This is a genomic window from Aquisalimonas sp. (assembly GCF_007120195.1).
Taxonomy (GTDB): domain Bacteria; phylum Pseudomonadota; class Gammaproteobacteria; order Nitrococcales; family Aquisalimonadaceae; genus Aquisalimonas.
This window is the reverse complement of sequence record NZ_SKOG01000169.1, coordinates 1-16,005: the sequence shown is the minus strand read 5'-3', so window position 1 is coordinate 16,005 and position 16,005 is coordinate 1. Positions and strand designations below refer to the sequence as shown.

Genomic DNA, 16,005 nt, shown 5'->3' with positions numbered 1-16,005 from the left:
GGCCGCGACAATCGTAACGTTATTTGCGGGACAGGACACTAGACGGTTAAATGCTCCAGGATCAGCGCGTCGCTGAGCGCATTCATCTCGCCGGACGCCACCACGCTGCCATTGTTCATGATGTCGAACCGATCCGCTGTGGAACGTGCGAAGGGCAGCTTCTGCTCCACAAGCAGGATCGTAAGGCCCTGCTCCCGGTTCAGCAGCCGGATGACGTCGCTGATTTCCTTGACGATATTGGGCTGAATCCCCTCGATGGGCTCGTCCAGCAGCAGGATCTCCGGCTGCAGCACCAACGCCCGACCGATCGCCAGCTGCTGTTGCTGGCCGCCGGAGAGGTCGCCGCCACGGCGCCGACCCATGTCCTTGAGGACCGGGAAGAGCTCGTAGACCTGCGCGGGGATGTTCTTTGCCCGTTTACTCGCCAGGGGCACCCGCAGGTTTTCCTCCACGCTCAGGTGCGGAAAAATCTCGCGGCCCTGGGGCACGTAACCCAGCCCGAGCCGCGCGCGTTCATACGCACGTTTCGCGCTGATGTCCTCGCCATGGAACCAGATCCGTCCCTGGGCGATGGGAACCAGGCCCATGACGCACTTGAGCAGCGTCGTCTTGCCCATGCCGTTGCGGCCCATAAGGCAGTTGGAGCGCCCCTCCTGGACGTCCAACTCGACGTCACGCAGGATATGACTGCCGCCGTAATACTGATTCAGGCCTTCAATGCGGAGCACTGTTGCTCTCCTGTTTATTCCTCTTCGCCCAGGTACACCTCGCGCACCTTCGGGTCATTCTGGACCTTGTCCATGGTGCCCTCGGCGAGGACGCTGCCTTGGTGGAGCACGGTCACCTCACGGGCGATGGAGCGCACGAAATCCATGTCGTGCTCCACCACCACCACTGAGTGCTTGCCGGCGAGGCCGGTGAGCAGTTCCGCGGTTGCCTCCGTCTCCTGGCCGGACAGGCCGGCCACAGGCTCGTCGACCAGCAACAGGCGCGGGTTCTGCATGAGCAGAGAACCGATTTCCAGCCACTGTTTCTGACCGTGCGAGAGCAGGCCGGCCTGCGTGTCGCGCCGGCTGGTGAGGCCGATCAGCTCCAGTACCTCGTGGACGCGATCGAGCTGCTCGCCGGTCAACCGCCAGCCGATGCTCTTGAGCAATCCCCGGTCGGTATGCATCGCCAGCTCCAGGTTCTCGAACACGGTGTGGTTCTCATACACCGTGGGTTTCTGGAACTTGCGGCCGATACCCCGCTGCGCCACCTCATGCTCTTTCAACCGCAGCAAATCAATGCGGCTGCCGAACCAGGCGGAGCCCGTGTCGGGTCGGGTCTTGCCCGTGATCACGTCCATCAGCGTGGTCTTGCCCGCGCCGTTGGGGCCGATAATGCAGCGCAGTTCGCCGTCGTGGATATAAAGCGTGAGATCGTCCAAGGCCTTGAAGCCGTCGAAAGACTTCGTGATGCCCTCGAGATACAGGACGATGCCGTGGGTGGTATCCACCGTGGTGGTGTCGGCCGGGCGGTTGACGATGTCGAACACCTGATCGCGGCGCATCAACTCGCGGAAGTCGTCCAGGGATTTCGTCAGCGTGTTCATGCCTCACCCCCCTTGCGCCGGCGCATGAGGCCGGCGACGCCCTTGGGCAGGAACAGCGTCACGCCGATGAAGATGCCACCGAGAATAAACAGCCACAGATCCGGATAAGCGCTGGTGGCCCAGGTCTTGACCACATTGACGATACCCGCCCCCATGATCGCCCCCACCAAGGTGCCACGCCCGCCCAGGGCCACCCAGATGGCCATCTCGATGGAAGCCGGCGGTGCCATCTCCGAGGGGTTGATCACGCCCGTCTGCGGCACATACAGCGCCCCGGCAATCCCGCACAACACCGCGGAGACCACCCAGACGAACAGCTTGTAGCGCAGCGGATCGTAGCCGGTGAAGCGCAGCCGTGACTCGGCATCACGAATGGCGGTGAGCACGCGGCCAAGCTTGGAGGTGACGATCCAGCGGCACAACAAATAGGCCAGAATCAGCACCACCGCGCTCGCCAGAAAGAGCCCAAGCCGGAACCCCGGCGTTCCCAGCTCGAACCCGAGCAGGCTGTCGAAGTCGGTCAACCCGGTGTCGCCGCCGAAACCCGTCTCCGTGCGGAAGAACAGGTGCATGCCGCCAAAGGTGAGCGCCTGGGTAATGATGGCGAAATACACGCCACGCACCCGGGAGCGGAAAGCGAGGAAGCCGAAGATGAACGCCAGCACCCCCGGAACCAGGCCAATCATCACCAGGGTAAACAGGAACGAATCGAACCCCGCCCAGTACCATGGCCAGTCGCTGTAATCCAGCCACTGCAGGAAGTTCGGCAGGCCGCCGTCTGCGTAAGCGATGCGGGTGAGGTGCGCGCCCATGACGTAACCCCCCATGGCGAAGAACACCCCGTGGCCCAGGGACAGAATCCCCGTGTAGCCCCAGATCAGGTCCAGCGCCAGGGCCACCAGGGCCAGGCAGAGAAAACGGCCTGCCAGGGTGACCATCCAGCCGGGCATGTGAAACGGCGAATCCGGCGGCACGACCCAGTACAGTACGGGGACAACCACCAGGGCCAGCACCGACAGCACGGCGAGGATGGTCCAGGCCGTCTTGCTGTGCAGGCGGCCGACGCGGGAGAGCGCAAACTGCGGTTGCATAGGTGGACTCCTCGGGCCTAATCGTCTGCGGAGCGGCCCTTGGGCGCAAAAATGCCCTGGGGACGCCACTGGATGAACAAAATGATGGCCGCGAACACCAGGATCGTTGCGAGCACCGCTCCGGTCGCGGGCTCCAGGAACTTGGTGGTCACGCCGATGCCAAGCGCACTGAAGACCGGGCCGAGGAGATTACCGACGCCGCCGAGCACCACCACCATGAACGAGTCCACGATGTAGTTCTGCCCCATCTCCGGGCCGACGTTGACGATCTGCGAGAGCGCCACACCGCCAAGCCCGGCCACACCGGCGCCGACGCCGAACGTCCACATGTCCACGCGCCGGGCCGGGACGCCCAGGGCGGCAGCCATGTCGCGGTTTTGCATGACGGCGCGCACCTCGAGCCCCAGGCGTGTGCGGTTCATGAGAATCCACACCAGTGCCACCACGAAGATGGCGAAGGCAATCACCCCGACCCGGCTCGTGGAGAGCGTCACGCCCTGCATGATCTGCACGCTGCCGGAGAACCAGGTGGGGCTCGCAACACCGACGTTCTGCGCACCGAAGAGCCAGCGCACGGACTGGATCAGAATCAGGCTGATCCCCCAGGTGGCCAGCAGCGTCTCCAGCGGCCTGTCGTAGAGGAAGCGGATGACACCCCGCTCCATGGCGATGCCCACGGCGCCGGTGACCAGAAAAGCCAACGGTACGGCGGCGACGAGGTAGTAGTTGAAATGCTGGGGGAGCCACAGCGCGAATAGCGCCTGGGTCATGAAGGTGGTGTAGGCGCCCACCATGAGCAGCTCGCCGTGGGCCATGTTGATCACACCCATGAGCCCGAAGATGATGGCAAGCCCCATGGCCGCAAGCAGCAGCACACTGCCCATGGACATGCCGAAGACGAAATCCGAGGCGATACGGGCCAGGCGCCGGCGGTTGTCGATGGCGCGAACGCCCTCGGCGGCCGCTGCGCGGATCTCCGCCACCGGCTCGATATACTCACCGTCGGCGTCCCGTCGGGTCAGCGCGGCCAGGTCGGAACGCAAGCGACCGGCACGGACTGTTGCGACGGTCTTCACCGCCTCAAGCCGGCGGGCGTCATCGTCGCTGTCCAGGTCGAGCTGGGCCAATGCGATATTCAGCAGGCGCTCAATCTCGGCGTTGGTCTCGCCCTCCAGGGCTTCGACAATGGCCTCGCGCATTTCCGGCTGAGGGCGCTGGGCGAGCTCATTCGCCGCGGCCCGGCGTGCCACCTGGTCATCCGAGAAGATCTGCAAGGCGCCGATGGTCGGGCGCAGCAGCCGGCGGATGGGGTTGGTGAGCCGCGGCTGAGACAGCTCGGCGGTCTTCAGGTCTTCACGCACTTCGCCGGTGGCCGCCTCACGCAGGCTGCGGTCCCGGGCATCTTCAATGATCAGCGTACCGCCCTCGGTGTAGTAGAGGCGGCGGTCCTGCAGCGCCAGTAGCGTCGGCAAGGCATCGGCATCCCGCAAGACGGCGATCTCGCCGATGGCGTCCTGGATGGTACCGAGGTCATCCGTGGCCAGCCGATTGAGGATCTCCACGGTGTCGCTGGCGAGATCCCGCTCCTCGACGACTGCCAGCTCCTCTTCTATGGCGCCTTCCGGGTCCCCGCCGAGCGCCTCGGCGCGCTCTTCCGCCTGCTCCACCGCCGTGTCGGCGGCCGCATCGGCCCCACACAGCAGAACCAGTAGCGCACAGGGGAGCGTCCAGGTGCGAAGCCGCGTCCCATTCCACATGACAACATCTCCTCGGGTCGCACGCAGGAGCAGCGACACAGGGTGGTCAATCCGGAGGCGGGCGGCCCTACCGGCCCGCCCGCCAGTGAGCGCCGGGCGGGCTCAGAAGCCGAGGTCGTGATTCGGCTCCTCGCAATCCCCACAGACGTAGGGGTAGCGCCAGTTGGCAACCTTGTTCTTGCTGCCTTCGAGGTACTGGCTCCAGGGTTCGGCGCGAACCACGTCATCGGTCTCCCAGACCGGGGCGAACTGGCCGTCGGGCTGAATCTCGCCGATGATCACCGGCTTGTGCAGGTGGTGGTTCTCCTCGTCCATGCACACTTCGAAACCCGATGGGGAGTCCACGCACTGGCCGTAGACGGCCTGACGCACGGCGTCCACATCCGTCGTACCGGCCTGCTTGACGGCCTGGGCCCAGATGCGAATCCCCATGTGCGTGGCCTCCATGGGATCATTGGTGACGCGGTCGGAGCCGCCGGAGAGGCCCTTGTCCTCCACGTAGTCCATCCAGCGCTCGGTGAACTTGTCGTTCTCCGGCGTATTGATGGACATGAAGTAGTTCCAGGCCGCCAAGTGGCCGGTCAGCGGGCCGGTATCCATGCCGCGCAATTCTTCCTCACCCACGGAGGTCGCCATCACTGGCACATCGATGGGGTCGATGCCTTGGTTGGCGAGCTCCTGGTAGAACGCCACATTGGCGTCACCGTTGACGGTGTTGATCACCGCGGTGGGGCCTCCCTGGGCGAAACTGCCGATGTCATCGACAATGGTCTGGAAATCGCCGTGGCCGAAGGGCGTGTAGACCTCTTCGATATCCTCATCCGGGATGCCCTGGTCGTTCAGAAAGGCGCGCACAATGCGATTGGTGGTACGCGGGAACACGTAGTCTGTGCCCACCAGATAGAAGCGCTCAGCGCCTCCACCGACGTCACTCATCAGGTATTCAACGGCTGGGATGGTCTGCTGATTCGGCGCGGCGCCGGTGTAGAAGATGTTGCGCGACGATTCCTCACCCTCGTACTGCACGGGATAGAACATCAGTCCGTTCAACTCCTCGAGCACTGGCAGTACCGCCTCGCGGGAGACGGACGTCCAGGAGCCGAAGATAATGTCCACCCGTTCCCGCTCGAGCATCTCGCGGGCCTGCTCGGCGTAGGTGGGCCAATCCGAGCCCGGGTCCATCACCACCGGCTCGAGCTCGCGCCCGAGCAGGCCGCCTTGCTCGTTGATGTGTTCGATGGTCATCAGCGCCACGTCGCGCAGAGACGTTTCACTGATCGCCATGGTGCCGGACAGGGAGTGGAGAATGCCGACCTTGATTGGGTCGTTCGCCTGCGCCGTGCTGGTGGCCGCCAGGCCTAGCGCCATGGCACCCCCCGCGGCGGCTCGGTAGAACGCGGGCGCGGACATCAGCGCATGCCTTGTTGTCTTGGAATGCATTGGTTGCCTCCGTGATCGTGCTGTTGAGCGGGCGCGGCGTGCACCGGCCCGGGGCAGTAACTGCGTGGTACCGATGCCTGTGGCCGGGTACTATCAGGGAGAAGAGCAAACCCCATGCCAGAGTTTATTGACGTGAAAAAACAAAGCGTTACAGATTTTATGGTCAGATGGCGCACCATTTTGGAGCGCCCGCACGCACAAATATCGAGCACTTGCACCGCCGCTGTGCGTCCTGCGAAAGGCGCCAGGATGGTGCATAGGCAGGCGGGTGCGCCGCCGGAGGTCAGATCGGGCGGGGTGTCAGCAAGTTGGTGCCAGGGGCTTCGATCAGGCCGAGTCGGGGCGCGCCGTGAGCATGCCTTCGCGGACGATGAAGGCCACAACCTCAGCCAGCCCGTCACCGGCCTTCAGGTTGGTGAAGACAAAGGGCTTGTCGCCGCGCATGCGGCGACTGTCGCGCTCCATGACCTCCAGGGAGGCGCCCACGCCCTCGGCGAGATCGGTCTTGTTGATGACCAGCAGGTCGCTACGGGTCACGCCCGGGCCGCCCTTGCGCGGGATTTTGTCGCCGGCGCAGACGTCGATGACGTAGAGGGTGAGGTCGGAGAGCTCGGGGCTGAAGGTGGCGGAGAGATTGTCGCCGCCGCTTTCCACGAACACGACGTCGAGACCCGGGAAGCGGGCGTTGAGATCGGCCACGGCGGAGAGGTTCATGGAGGCGTCTTCGCGGATGGCGGTGTGGGGGCAGCCGCCGGTCTCGACGCCGACGATGCGCTCGGCTGCCAGTGCACCACGACGGGTCAGGAACTCCGCATCCTCGCGCGTATAGATATCGTTGGTGACCACGGCGATGTTGTAGGCGTCGCGCATGACCTTGCACAGGCCTTCCAGCAGCGCTGTCTTGCCCGACCCCACGGGTCCGCCGATGCCGACACGCAGTGCTTGGCTGGTTGCAGACATGGTTGGTTCCTCCCCTACTCGCTCGTCGGTGACTTGGATTCCTGTTAACTGCGAAACAGCCGCGAATACTGCGTCTCATGCAAACTACTGGCGATGGCAACACCCGGCGCCGTCCCCCCGATTGCCTCCTCGTCGAGGCTCAGCCCGGTGGCAGCCGCTTCGCCCACCGGCCCGGCGAGTCGGAACAGCAACTGCTGTCCGGCGGTCTGGCCCAAGGGGACCAGCTTGATCGCGGCAGCCACCTGGTTCTCGCACCAGGCCCAGAGATACCCCTCGGCGCCTTGCCGCAGGGGGATGCCCCAGCGCACCAACGCGAGACTGTACAGCCCGGCCCAGCTCGTGTCCGCATGCCCCGTGCAGTCCGCGGCCTCGGGGATGCCGAGTTCGCTGAGCAGGCGCGCCAGCGCGCGGCCCATGTGGTGGTCTTCAGCCACCAGCTCCGCGGTCTCGCGGCTCGCCCGCAGCCACCGGTTGTAATGGTCAACTCCGGCGCGGTCGCCGCGCCGCCAACACTGGTACAATCGAGCCAGCAGCGGAATATCGACCCGCGCCAGGGTATGGCGGAGTTGGCCTTCGAGCCAGTCGGCGGTGGCCTCGGCATCCCGGATCCAGCCCGCCTCGACGGCGTATTCCAGGCCGCCGGAGTAACTGTAGGCGCCCACAGGCAGGGTGGGGCTAAGAAGCTGCCAGAGGCGGCGCTGGGCCAGAGCCTCATCAGTGGTGGTGGCCGTGGCCATGCCCGCCTCCGTAGGCGCCTGCTTCCGGCTCAAACGGCGCCGATTCGCTGCGCGGCTCGAGCCCCAGGCCCCGAACCATGTCGTCGAGCACGTGGTCGTGGCGGTAACGGGCAAAGCCCTGTCCGATCTGCAACGGCACGTGGCGGTTACCCAGGTGGTAGCAGAGGCGGGCGAGTGCGGTGGCATCCTTGCAGTGCACTGTGCTCACGGGCTCGTCCGCGGCCTCGACCTGCACCAGGCGGCCGTCAGCGGCGCGAAGGCGATCGCCGCCGCGCAGGATCCCCCCTCGCTCCAGCACGACACCCACCTCGGTGCCATCCTCAAGCGTGGCGCGAAAGCGGCTTTTCTGGCGGGTATCGAAGGGCAGCCGCAGCACGCCGGTGATGGCCTCCGCGCCGCCCTGGATGCGTTCGTTGAGTTCCAGCATGGCCAGCCTCTCAGAACAGGAAATACCGCTGGGCCATGGGCAGGGTCGCCGCCGGCTCGCAGGTCAGGAGTTCACCGTTGGCGCGGACCTCGTAGGTCTCCGGGTCCACCTCCATGGTCGGCTGCCAATCATTAAGCACCATGTCCTTCTTGGAGACGCTGCGGCAGCCTGCCACAGCGACCAGTCGGCGCTGAAGCCCGAGCTGCGCGCCAACGCCGGCATCCAAGGCGGCCTGGGACACGAAGCTCACGGAGGTCTGCGTCATGGCGCGGCCAAAGCTGCCGAACATCGGTCGGTAATGCACCGGCTGCGGAGTGGGAATCGATGCGTTGGGATCGCCCATCGGCGCGGCCGCAATGAAGCCGCCCTTGATAATGAGCGAGGGTTTGACGCCGAAGAACGCGGGCCTCCACAGCACGAGATCCCCCAGCTTGCCCGGCTCCACGGACCCCACTTCGTGGGCGATGCCGTGGGCCAACGCCGGGTTGATGGTGTATTTGGCGATATAGCGCCGGGCGCGGTAGTTATCACTGTCGCCCGTGTCCTGCTTCAGCGGCCCGCGCTGGAGCTTCATCTTGTGCGCCGTCTGCCAGGTGCGGATGATCACCTCCCCCACCCGACCCATGGCCTGGGAGTCCGAGGCGATGATGGAGAATGCACCAAGATCGTGCAGGATGTCCTCGGCGGCGATGGTCTCGCGGCGGATGCGCGACTCGGCAAAAGCCACGTCCTCCGGAATGCGCGGGTCCAGGTGATGGCAGACCATGAGCATATCCAGGTGCTCGTCGATGGTGTTCACCGTAAACGGCCGCGTCGGATTGGTGCTCGAGGGCAGCACGTTTGCCTGGCCGCATACCTTGATGATGTCCGGGGCATGCCCGCCGCCAGCCCCTTCCGTGTGATAGGTGTGGATGGTGCGGTCCTTGAACGCCGCCACGGTGTCCTCGACAAAGCCGGACTCGTTCAGCGTATCCGTGTGGATGCACACTTGGACGTCATACGCGTCTGCTACGGACAAGGCGCAGTCGATGGCCGCGGGCGTCGTTCCCCAGTCCTCGTGGAGCTTGAGACCCAAGGCGCCGGCCTCAAGTTGCTCGCGCAGGGCCTCAGGCAGGCTGGCATTGCCCTTGCCGAGATAGCCGAGGTTCATGGGGAAGGCCTCGGAGGCCTGCAGCATGCGGTGGATGTTCCAGACGCCCGGCGTGCAGGTGGTGGCGTTGGTCCCGGTCGCCGGTCCGGTTCCACCGCCGAGCATGGTGGTGATGCCGGAGGTCAGCGCCTCCTCGATCTGCTGCGGGCAGACGAAATGGATGTGGGCGTCGATGCCACCGGCTGTGACGAGCTTGCCTTCGGCGGCAATCGCCTCGGTGCCCGGGCCAATGATGATATCGACATTCGGCTGGGTGTCCGGATTGCCCGCCTTGCCGATGGCCTGGATGCGGCCATCCTTGATGCCGATATCCGCCTTGACCACGCCCCAGTGGTCCAGGATCAGCGCATTGGTGATCACGGTATCCACCACGTCCTTACCCGTGCGCTGGCTCTGGCCCATACCATCGCGCACCACCTTACCCCCGCCGAATTTCACTTCCTCGCCGTAGGTGGTGTGATCCCGCTCGACTTCAATGACCAAATCGGTGTCACCCAGGCGCACCCGATCGCCGGTGGTGGGGCCGAACATGTCCGCATAGGCCGTGCGTGAAATGCGGGTACTCATACCTTCCCCTCCGTCAGCGGGCCCATCACCTGACCCTTGAAGCCGTAGACGATACCGTCACCGGCGTATCGGACCAGGGTGACCGTACGCGCCTGCCCCGGCTCGAAGCGCACCGCCGTCCCCGCCGGAATGTTCAAGCGAAAGCCGCGGGCCTCGTCACGCGGAAACGACAGCGCGTCGTTCACCTCGAAGAAGTGGTAGTGCGACCCCACCTGGACCGGCCGGTCACCGGTGTTGGTGACCGACACGGTGTGCGTCTCACGGCCCGCATTCAGCGTAATCTCACCGGCCGCGGGCAGAATCTCTCCAGGAATCATGGCAACGCCTCCCTCATTTGATCGGTTCGTGGACGGTGACGAGCTTGACGCCATCCGGGAACGTCGCTTCCACCTGGACTTCCGGGATCATCTCCGGCACGCCATCCATGACGTCGTCCTGGGTCAGCACCTCACCACCACGGCTCATGAGCTCCGCCACGGACTGACCCTCTCGGGCGCCTTCCAGAATTGTGGCGGAGATCATCGCCATGGCCTCGGGATAATTGAGCTTCAGCCCCTTGGCCTGACGCCGCTCGGCCAGCAGGGCGGCGGTGAATATCAGCAGCTTGTCTTTTTCTCTTGGTGTCAGTTCCATTCCTTGCTCCTCCAAGGCCTTGTTCAAGTCTTCCAGATTCGCGGGGGATGCGGCGGGCGGCCCATCAGCGGCTCGCGCAGCGCCTGCCACGCCTGCCCCACAACGGCCCGGGCCGCCTCCGCCCCTGGCGCCAGGCAACGCAGCAGCACGACGTCATTGACACGGGAGACGCCCACGCGCACGCCGTCGATCCCCGCCAGCGCCTCGCGCAGCGCGGCGGCCAAACCCTCGGGAGCCGGCGTCGCCACCAAGGCGCCGAGTGCCGGGTAGCCATCCAGCCCCCACGGCCGGGTCAGCAGCGGATCCCCATGGGTCAGGTTCAGCCTTTCGTGCAGCAGCCGCTTGCCGTCACGTTCCACAACGAGATCCTGCACACAGCGCCCACCCTCGAAATGGTCGCCGCTCCCCGGGCGACCCAGACACAGGATTTCCCAGGTGCACAGGCGGGCATTACCGGCGAGCCGAAACCGGTTGTGGAGCATGGTATCGGAGTTGCCATGCAGGATGGTCTCCATGGGCAGGAACTCCAACGCCGCATCGCGCGCCACGTCGAAGACCTGCTCCTGCCGCGCTCTCGGCCCGGCCGTGCGGTAGAATTTGGCGGCCGCCGGGGTGGTCAACAGCGCCTCGGCCCCTGAGCCAATGGTCGCGTCGAGCCGCAGCCGATCCCCACCCACAACACCCCCCGGCGGATGGATGAGGTAGCTGTGGCAGACGGGGCCCTCAGGATGAAAGCTGCGCTGCACCAGCAACGGGCCCTGGTGGCGACGGCGACGCAGTACCGTGCGCCCGCCGCGCCGCGCGTAGGCCAGCTGCAGCCAGCCGAGCCAACCCGCCGGCGGCGTCTCCCGCCGTGCGGTGGCGTGCTCCGCGGCAACCAGCGCCACGGCCTAAACGACAACCAGCATGTAGGTGCCAGCGGCAACCAGCACAGTGCCCGTGCCCCGCTCCACCGGACGCAACGCCGAGCCGCGTGCCCCCAGGTAAGCCAGGCCCGCGCCGGCTGCCAGCAGCACCCCTGTTGTCAGGGCAAATCCACCCATGAACGCAACCGCGGACAGCCCGGCGGCCATCTCCGCGCCGTGGGCATGACCGTGGATCAGCGCGAATATCCCCGCCAATCCCGCGATCACCGTCAGCGGTAGTCGCCGCGCACCGAAAACCAGCACACCGGTGACCAGCAAAGAGGCCATGATGCCGAACTCAACCGCAGGTACCGGACTCTGCCCGAGCCCAAGGGCGAAACCACCCAGCACTGCCGCGACGAAGGCCGCACACACACCGATCGCACCGTGGAGCGAGCCGTGGCGTGCAGCCCAGAAACCTACCCCGAGCATGGCCAGCAAGTGATCCAGCCCGAGTAACGGATGGCTGACGCCGGCGACAAACCCGCCGTGGCCGTACCCCGGGTGGGCCAAGGCCAGGCCGGGCGTGACAAGCAGCAAGACGACAATCCAACGACGATGCATCATGGACCCTCCTGTACGTACGCCGACTGGGTGGGGAAAGCCAGTGCAACCTGCGGGTGCACCCGCTCAGCCCCGGATTGCGCAGCAATGGTGCAGAAGGTGTGCCAGAAGTGAAAAAACCGTCATTTCAGGCGGTTGCGCCGACGGTACGCTGGCGCAACCGCCGTCAACGCATCATTAGAGGGCATATGAGCGAGGCATTTGCACTGTTGGGGTGCAAACCTTGTTGAGCCGCTGCCCGCTGTTCTTGCATAGCAGGCTGCGTTCCAGGTCCAGCCATCCGTCGGGTTCAGACAGGCCCCGCCGGGCCTGCCCGAACGCTGGTGACCCGCGCCTCAGAATCCGATCTCGTAGGTGACATAGAAACGCGGATCGTCGTCGTTCAGCGCGCTCAGGTCGTTCTGCACATAGGCGAAGCTGAAGTCGCCCATGTCGGTGGCCTTATTGAGTGACAGCGACCACCACAGATAATCCTCCTCGGCGCTATCGTCGAAGTCCACGAAGCCCACCTGCGCGCCTGCACTCAGGTTCCCCGCAATGGGAACCTCTCCACCCAGTTCATAGGAGATCGTGTCTTCGAAGGCGCTGTCGTCCGCATGAATAACGTAGAAAACGCCGGCGTAGACTGGGCCGTAGCCGACTTCAGCATGGATTTCGCCAAAGTCGGCGTCCAGGTCTGAGTCCGCCTGCGGGAAACCGAAGTAGGTATACCCTATATCAACGCCGAAGCCCTCGACGTCGAACGTAAAGCCGCCATAGACGTCGACCTCGTGACCAAGCTCTTCGTCGCCACCCAGGCTCGACACCCAAGTACCGAGATAGAACCCGCTGATGTGCTCGTAGTCCAGCCCGCCGAATACGGCCGCGTCATCGCCCGACTCGGTGACCCCGCGGAAGATGTAGTTGCTTGTGACGCCAACATTCGCGCTGTAACTGTGCTCGGCCAGCACAGTGCCGGAGGCCAGGCTGCCAACGACCAGGGTGCTGGAAGCAGCAGACATGAGTGCGACACGCTTGAAAGTCTTGTTCATGGGGTGATGCTCCGTGGGGTTGAATGAAGAAGCGTCTGTCCGCTGGCTTCACTGCACAATTGGGGCCATGTCGCTTTAGAGCTTGATGATCAATGGGTTACGGGCGTCTGCCACGAGGAGACTTTGGCTAGCGGCACCATTGTGGGGGGATACGAGGGCAAGCGCACCGAAACAGGGCGGGTACCGGATCAAGCGGGCCTGTAAGCGCGTCACGGCAATTGAGCGTAACGGAGCACCGAAGCGGCGAAGAACAACCACAGGCAAGCAAAAGCCGCCCCTTGGGGCGGCTTTTGCTAACGCAACCGCTTACAGATCGGTTCAGTCATCGACCTCTACACCACTCTCCTCGAGGATGTAGATGACGGCGTTTTCGACCTCTTCATCGCTCAGACTCGAGTCACCGCCTCGAGCTGGCATGGCACCGATACCGTTGATCGCGTTGTAGACCAGTTCCTCGAGCCCCTTTTCTTCATACAGGCCTCCCCAGGCTTCTTCGTCTCCGGTGACCGGTGCATCCATAACACCAGCACCGTGGCAGGCCACGCAGGCAGACTGGTTGACTTCCGAACCCGTCTTGACGACGTCGTCATCAGCCTCGTCCGGCTCCTCCTCCGCCTCGGCAACCAAGGGTTCGGCATCACCGTTCTCGCGCACCTCGCCCACCGGCAACAGGCGCTGCTCGGCGCGCTGCCGCTCAAGCTCGATGCGTGCCTGTTGCGGCGACGGATCGAAAGTACTGGCAAACACCGCCAGAGCCGCGATGATTATCGCACTTACGGTGAGGAGTAACATTACCCCGCCGAAGCTCTTCATGAACGCCTTGTCGTCCTGCTCGCTGCTCACGCTTCACCTATATGCCATCGTTGTGACGCCCCCAGCGGGCACGAAATACACGGAGTGCAAGGAGAAAGTATATCCGAAAGCCCCCACCCGCAAAACCTCATCCCCCGGACTGGAAGCATAGACGAGTCCGGCTATAGCGGCTATTCTACGCAGCCCAGTTTTACAGCGCCCGTAGCTCAGCTGGATAGAGCGTCGGCCTCCGAAGCCGAAGGTCACAGGTTCGAATCCTGTCGGGCGCGCCAGACAAGTCAGCGGTTTACGACAGACCCGGCCAAACGCCGGGTTTTTTGTGACCAGTTTGTGACCATGCCCCCTTCACGCCTATTGGCTCCGTGAGCGTCGGTCCGAGTGGTCACAACTGGCGTGGAACCCCCTACCGGAAACGAACAAACCTCTCCCATCGGCTGCGAGTCCACCGACTCAGATGAAGGCTTCCGCGCACGTGCTCGAAGAAATCGCCGACCTCGCAGTCGAATAGAACGTAACTTCTCAATAACCCGGGGCGCGGGCGACCTGAGAGCGATGGTGGCGTAGGTCCCGAGCAGGCGCGCGCGCTCGAGCACCAGGAGCAGTTCGGATGTGTTGCTGCGTGAACGCCTGAGGGTCTGTTTGAGGGTCTCAAACCGGGCGCAGGTGGAGAGCAGACCTTCAGCAACCCCCACGAGGCTTCCGGGCGAGTCGATGTCTTCTTGTCTATACAGACTCGTCCCGCAAGTAGCCAGAGACGGAGGTGGTGATCAAGGCCTGTAGAGAGTCGATGGCCGCCCGATCGCTCGCACGCGTTAAAGTTGCGGCCGATGAACCTGGGTGCTAAGGACACCACCGACCGCGTGAACGGCCTCGTCAGCTCCCGGGATGCGTTTGGCAAACAGAACCTCGCCGTCGCAGACCACGCCGACGTGCGAGATACCGCTACGCCAGGCCCGCAGAACCTGACGCCAGCCACCACGCTGCCAGGCGTGCCGGGTGAGCAGTATGGCCAGCGTGACGAAGTTGCGGGGATCGATTACCGTAATGTCCAGGCGCTCACCGTAGGCACTGGACAGCGCCCGGTACACCTCGCCCATCGCCTCCATGCCCGAGCGGGCATCCGCAAAGGTCTTGTGGTCAGCGAGCAGGCTGTCCCCGCCCGAGAGCCGGCCGCAACAGCCTGAACCGGAGACCTGGACGTCCCAGTCGCGAACCAGAATCACGTGATGGCGGTGATCGGCGGTCATGTGTTGACCCCTCGGGGCATCAGCTTCGGAATCGTTACAATAGGTTACGCCCTATTATCCCGGATCACTAGTGTCCTGTCCCGTAAATAAGTTGCGAAAATTGGCGTGGATCCTGACGGTTCCTGGCAAGGCGCGCCGACGAGGGGTAGCGGGGACTACGGCGAGGAGGCGCAACGCCGCCAGGGGCCGTCAGGGCCGCGACAATCGTAACGTTATTTTCGGAATCGTCCATGATCGCGCTCCCGCCTGCAGGTGTGGCTACGCAGACCACGACGTCGGCCGCCGGCCGGGAACAACGCCTCCGAATGACCGGTTACTGGACCGTCGTCTCCCATGCATTGGCCCTCGAACCAGACGGGAACAGCGCGTTCTTGCTGCCTATACTCGCTGGCAGCAGCCGGATCGTGGCACGGTGCCGCCGGATGACTTCATCCCTCTGGCCGAAAAAACGGGGTTCATCGGCCAGATCGATCGCTGGGCCATGGCCGAAGCGTGCCGGCAGTTGGCGCAACGGGACGCCGCCAGGCTTGGCTTGCCTCGCGTGGCAGTGAACTTATCCGCCCGTGAACTCCATGACGCAAAATTGGTGTCCTGGCTGCGTGCGCAGCTGGAAGCCAACGGCCTGCGCGCTGACCGTTTCGAAGGGGAGTTCACGGCACCATGCTTATGGAGTTTCCTGACCGGGCGTTGCCTGTGCTGCAGCAGCTCGCCGATCGGGGCGTGGACCTGGGCCATGGATGACTTCAGCAGCGGCTATTCCAACCCAGCGCACCTGGTAAGGACAGCCCCTGCACCGGCTGAAGATCGGTCGCTCTCTGATCTGGGACATCGGCTAGGCCTGCCCATTACCCACATCTGGGCTGGACAAACGCGTAATCGCTCGCTACTGTGCCCGGTATGCAGGCACAGAGCCAGATTGTTCTGGATCGGCTGGAACGAACCCACCCGCAAGCGTCATCTTCCCCGAGTGATCAACAACAGCCGCTTTCTTATCCTGCCCAACGTGCGCGTGCCACACCTCGCCAGCCATGTCCTGGGGCTCGCCCTGCGCCGGGTGGCTCTCGACTGGGAGGCCTGCTACGGGCTGCG

Annotated in this window: 17 protein-coding genes and 1 tRNA gene; 2 read left to right on the top strand and 16 right to left on the bottom strand. The window is 64.4% G+C overall.

Annotated elements, in window-relative coordinates; translation table 11 throughout:
- Window positions 1–38: 38 nt before the first annotated feature.
- The 15 genes from urtE to QZT63_RS12595 form a co-directional block, all read right to left on the bottom strand.
- The gene (gene urtE, locus QZT63_RS12665) at window positions 39–728 is read right to left on the bottom strand and encodes an urea ABC transporter ATP-binding subunit UrtE (protein ID WP_290651707.1); all 690 of its coding nucleotides are present in this window, start codon (window positions 726–728) and stop codon (window positions 39–41) included.
- A 14-nt stretch (window positions 729–742) separates the two neighbouring features.
- Window positions 743–1,594 (bottom strand): urea ABC transporter ATP-binding protein UrtD, encoded by an 852-nt coding sequence (urtD, locus tag QZT63_RS12660; RefSeq protein WP_290651705.1) that lies wholly within the window; start codon window positions 1,592–1,594, stop codon window positions 743–745.
- Window positions 1,591–2,685: an urea ABC transporter permease subunit UrtC gene (gene urtC, locus QZT63_RS12655; protein WP_290651704.1), complete on the bottom strand. Its 1,095-nt coding sequence runs from the start codon at window positions 2,683–2,685 to the stop codon at window positions 1,591–1,593. The genes urtD and urtC overlap by 4 nt, the downstream gene beginning before the upstream one ends.
- Window positions 2,686–2,702: 17 nt before the next feature.
- The gene (urtB, locus tag QZT63_RS12650) at window positions 2,703–4,442 is read right to left on the bottom strand and encodes an urea ABC transporter permease subunit UrtB (RefSeq protein ID WP_290651703.1); all 1,740 of its coding nucleotides are present in this window, start codon (window positions 4,440–4,442) and stop codon (window positions 2,703–2,705) included.
- A 102-nt stretch (window positions 4,443–4,544) separates the two neighbouring features.
- Window positions 4,545–5,810 carry an urea ABC transporter substrate-binding protein gene (gene urtA, locus QZT63_RS12645; RefSeq protein WP_366636958.1) on the bottom strand — a complete coding sequence of 422 codons (1,266 nt, stop codon included), beginning with the start codon at window positions 5,808–5,810 and terminating at the stop codon, window positions 4,545–4,547.
- A 399-nt stretch (window positions 5,811–6,209) separates the two neighbouring features.
- On the bottom strand, window positions 6,210–6,842 hold the full coding sequence (gene ureG, locus QZT63_RS12640) for an urease accessory protein UreG (RefSeq protein WP_290651701.1): 633 nt from the start codon (window positions 6,840–6,842) through the stop codon (window positions 6,210–6,212).
- 44 nt (window positions 6,843–6,886) lie between these two features.
- Window positions 6,887–7,579, bottom strand: coding sequence for an urease accessory protein UreF (locus QZT63_RS12635; protein WP_290651699.1), 693 nt, complete (start codon window positions 7,577–7,579; stop codon window positions 6,887–6,889).
- Window positions 7,557–8,006 carry an urease accessory protein UreE gene (gene ureE, locus QZT63_RS12630; protein WP_290651697.1) on the bottom strand — a complete coding sequence of 150 codons (450 nt, stop codon included), beginning with the start codon at window positions 8,004–8,006 and terminating at the stop codon, window positions 7,557–7,559. The genes QZT63_RS12635 and ureE overlap by 23 nt, the downstream gene beginning before the upstream one ends.
- A 10-nt stretch (window positions 8,007–8,016) precedes the next feature.
- Entirely contained in the window at window positions 8,017–9,723 is a 1,707-nt protein-coding gene (gene ureC, locus QZT63_RS12625) for an urease subunit alpha (RefSeq protein ID WP_290651695.1), read from the bottom strand.
- Window positions 9,720–10,040, bottom strand: coding sequence for an urease subunit beta (locus tag QZT63_RS12620; RefSeq protein ID WP_290651693.1), 321 nt, complete (start codon window positions 10,038–10,040; stop codon window positions 9,720–9,722). The genes ureC and QZT63_RS12620 overlap by 4 nt, the downstream gene beginning before the upstream one ends.
- Window positions 10,041–10,053: 13 nt before the next feature.
- Complete coding sequence (gene ureA, locus QZT63_RS12615; RefSeq protein ID WP_290651691.1) at window positions 10,054–10,356, bottom strand: urease subunit gamma; 303 nt, start codon at window positions 10,354–10,356, stop codon at window positions 10,054–10,056.
- A 23-nt stretch (window positions 10,357–10,379) separates the two neighbouring features.
- On the bottom strand, window positions 10,380–11,243 hold the full coding sequence (locus tag QZT63_RS12610; RefSeq protein WP_290651689.1) for an urease accessory protein UreD: 864 nt from the start codon (window positions 11,241–11,243) through the stop codon (window positions 10,380–10,382).
- Window positions 11,244–11,246: 3 nt separating this feature from the next.
- Window positions 11,247–11,828 carry a HupE/UreJ family protein gene (locus tag QZT63_RS12605; protein ID WP_290651687.1) on the bottom strand — a complete coding sequence of 194 codons (582 nt, stop codon included), beginning with the start codon at window positions 11,826–11,828 and terminating at the stop codon, window positions 11,247–11,249.
- Between the two features lie 332 nt (window positions 11,829–12,160).
- Window positions 12,161–12,856 carry a TorF family putative porin gene (locus QZT63_RS12600; protein ID WP_290651685.1) on the bottom strand — a complete coding sequence of 232 codons (696 nt, stop codon included), beginning with the start codon at window positions 12,854–12,856 and terminating at the stop codon, window positions 12,161–12,163.
- 318 nt (window positions 12,857–13,174) lie between these two features.
- On the bottom strand, window positions 13,175–13,699 hold the full coding sequence (locus tag QZT63_RS12595; RefSeq protein ID WP_290651684.1) for a c-type cytochrome: 525 nt from the start codon (window positions 13,697–13,699) through the stop codon (window positions 13,175–13,177).
- Between the two features lie 165 nt (window positions 13,700–13,864).
- On the opposite strand from QZT63_RS12595, the gene QZT63_RS12590 reads away from it, so the two are divergent.
- A tRNA-Arg gene (locus QZT63_RS12590) sits at window positions 13,865–13,941 on the top strand.
- A gap of 540 nt (window positions 13,942–14,481) precedes the next feature.
- On the opposite strand, the gene QZT63_RS12585 is transcribed toward QZT63_RS12590, so the two are convergent.
- Window positions 14,482–14,916, bottom strand: coding sequence for a hypothetical protein (locus tag QZT63_RS12585; protein ID WP_290651683.1), 435 nt, complete (start codon window positions 14,914–14,916; stop codon window positions 14,482–14,484).
- Window positions 14,917–15,328: 412 nt separating this feature from the next.
- Here QZT63_RS12585 and QZT63_RS12580 point away from each other — a divergent pair.
- Window positions 15,329–16,005: EAL domain-containing protein (locus tag QZT63_RS12580; protein ID WP_290651682.1), on the top strand; the 677-nt coding region annotated here is incomplete at its 3' end.

What these genes read in the sequence shown, in the direction of transcription:
- ureA (WP_290651691.1), bottom strand. Translation starts at nt 10,356, where the DNA reads ATGGAACTGACACCAAGAGAAAAAGACAAGCTGCTGATATTCACCGCC.
- ureE (WP_290651697.1), bottom strand. Translation starts at nt 8,006, where the DNA reads ATGCTGGAACTCAACGAACGCATCCAGGGCGGCGCGGAGGCCATCACC.
- urtD (WP_290651705.1), bottom strand. Translation starts at nt 1,594, where the DNA reads ATGAACACGCTGACGAAATCCCTGGACGACTTCCGCGAGTTGATGCGC.
- urtB (WP_290651703.1), bottom strand. Translation starts at nt 4,442, where the DNA reads ATGTGGAATGGGACGCGGCTTCGCACCTGGACGCTCCCCTGTGCGCTA.
- QZT63_RS12620 (WP_290651693.1), bottom strand. Translation starts at nt 10,040, where the DNA reads ATGATTCCTGGAGAGATTCTGCCCGCGGCCGGTGAGATTACGCTGAAT.
- ureG (WP_290651701.1), bottom strand. Translation starts at nt 6,842, where the DNA reads ATGTCTGCAACCAGCCAAGCACTGCGTGTCGGCATCGGCGGACCCGTG.
- QZT63_RS12605 (WP_290651687.1), bottom strand. Translation starts at nt 11,828, where the DNA reads ATGATGCATCGTCGTTGGATTGTCGTCTTGCTGCTTGTCACGCCCGGC.
- QZT63_RS12600 (WP_290651685.1), bottom strand. Translation starts at nt 12,856, where the DNA reads ATGAACAAGACTTTCAAGCGTGTCGCACTCATGTCTGCTGCTTCCAGC.
- ureC (WP_290651695.1), bottom strand. Translation starts at nt 9,723, where the DNA reads ATGAGTACCCGCATTTCACGCACGGCCTATGCGGACATGTTCGGCCCC.
- QZT63_RS12635 (WP_290651699.1), bottom strand. Translation starts at nt 7,579, where the DNA reads ATGGCCACGGCCACCACCACTGATGAGGCTCTGGCCCAGCGCCGCCTC.
- QZT63_RS12585 (WP_290651683.1), bottom strand. Translation starts at nt 14,916, where the DNA reads ATGACCGCCGATCACCGCCATCACGTGATTCTGGTTCGCGACTGGGAC.
- urtA (WP_366636958.1), bottom strand. Translation starts at nt 5,810, where the DNA reads ATGGCGCTAGGCCTGGCGGCCACCAGCACGGCGCAGGCGAACGACCCA.
- urtC (WP_290651704.1), bottom strand. Translation starts at nt 2,685, where the DNA reads ATGCAACCGCAGTTTGCGCTCTCCCGCGTCGGCCGCCTGCACAGCAAG.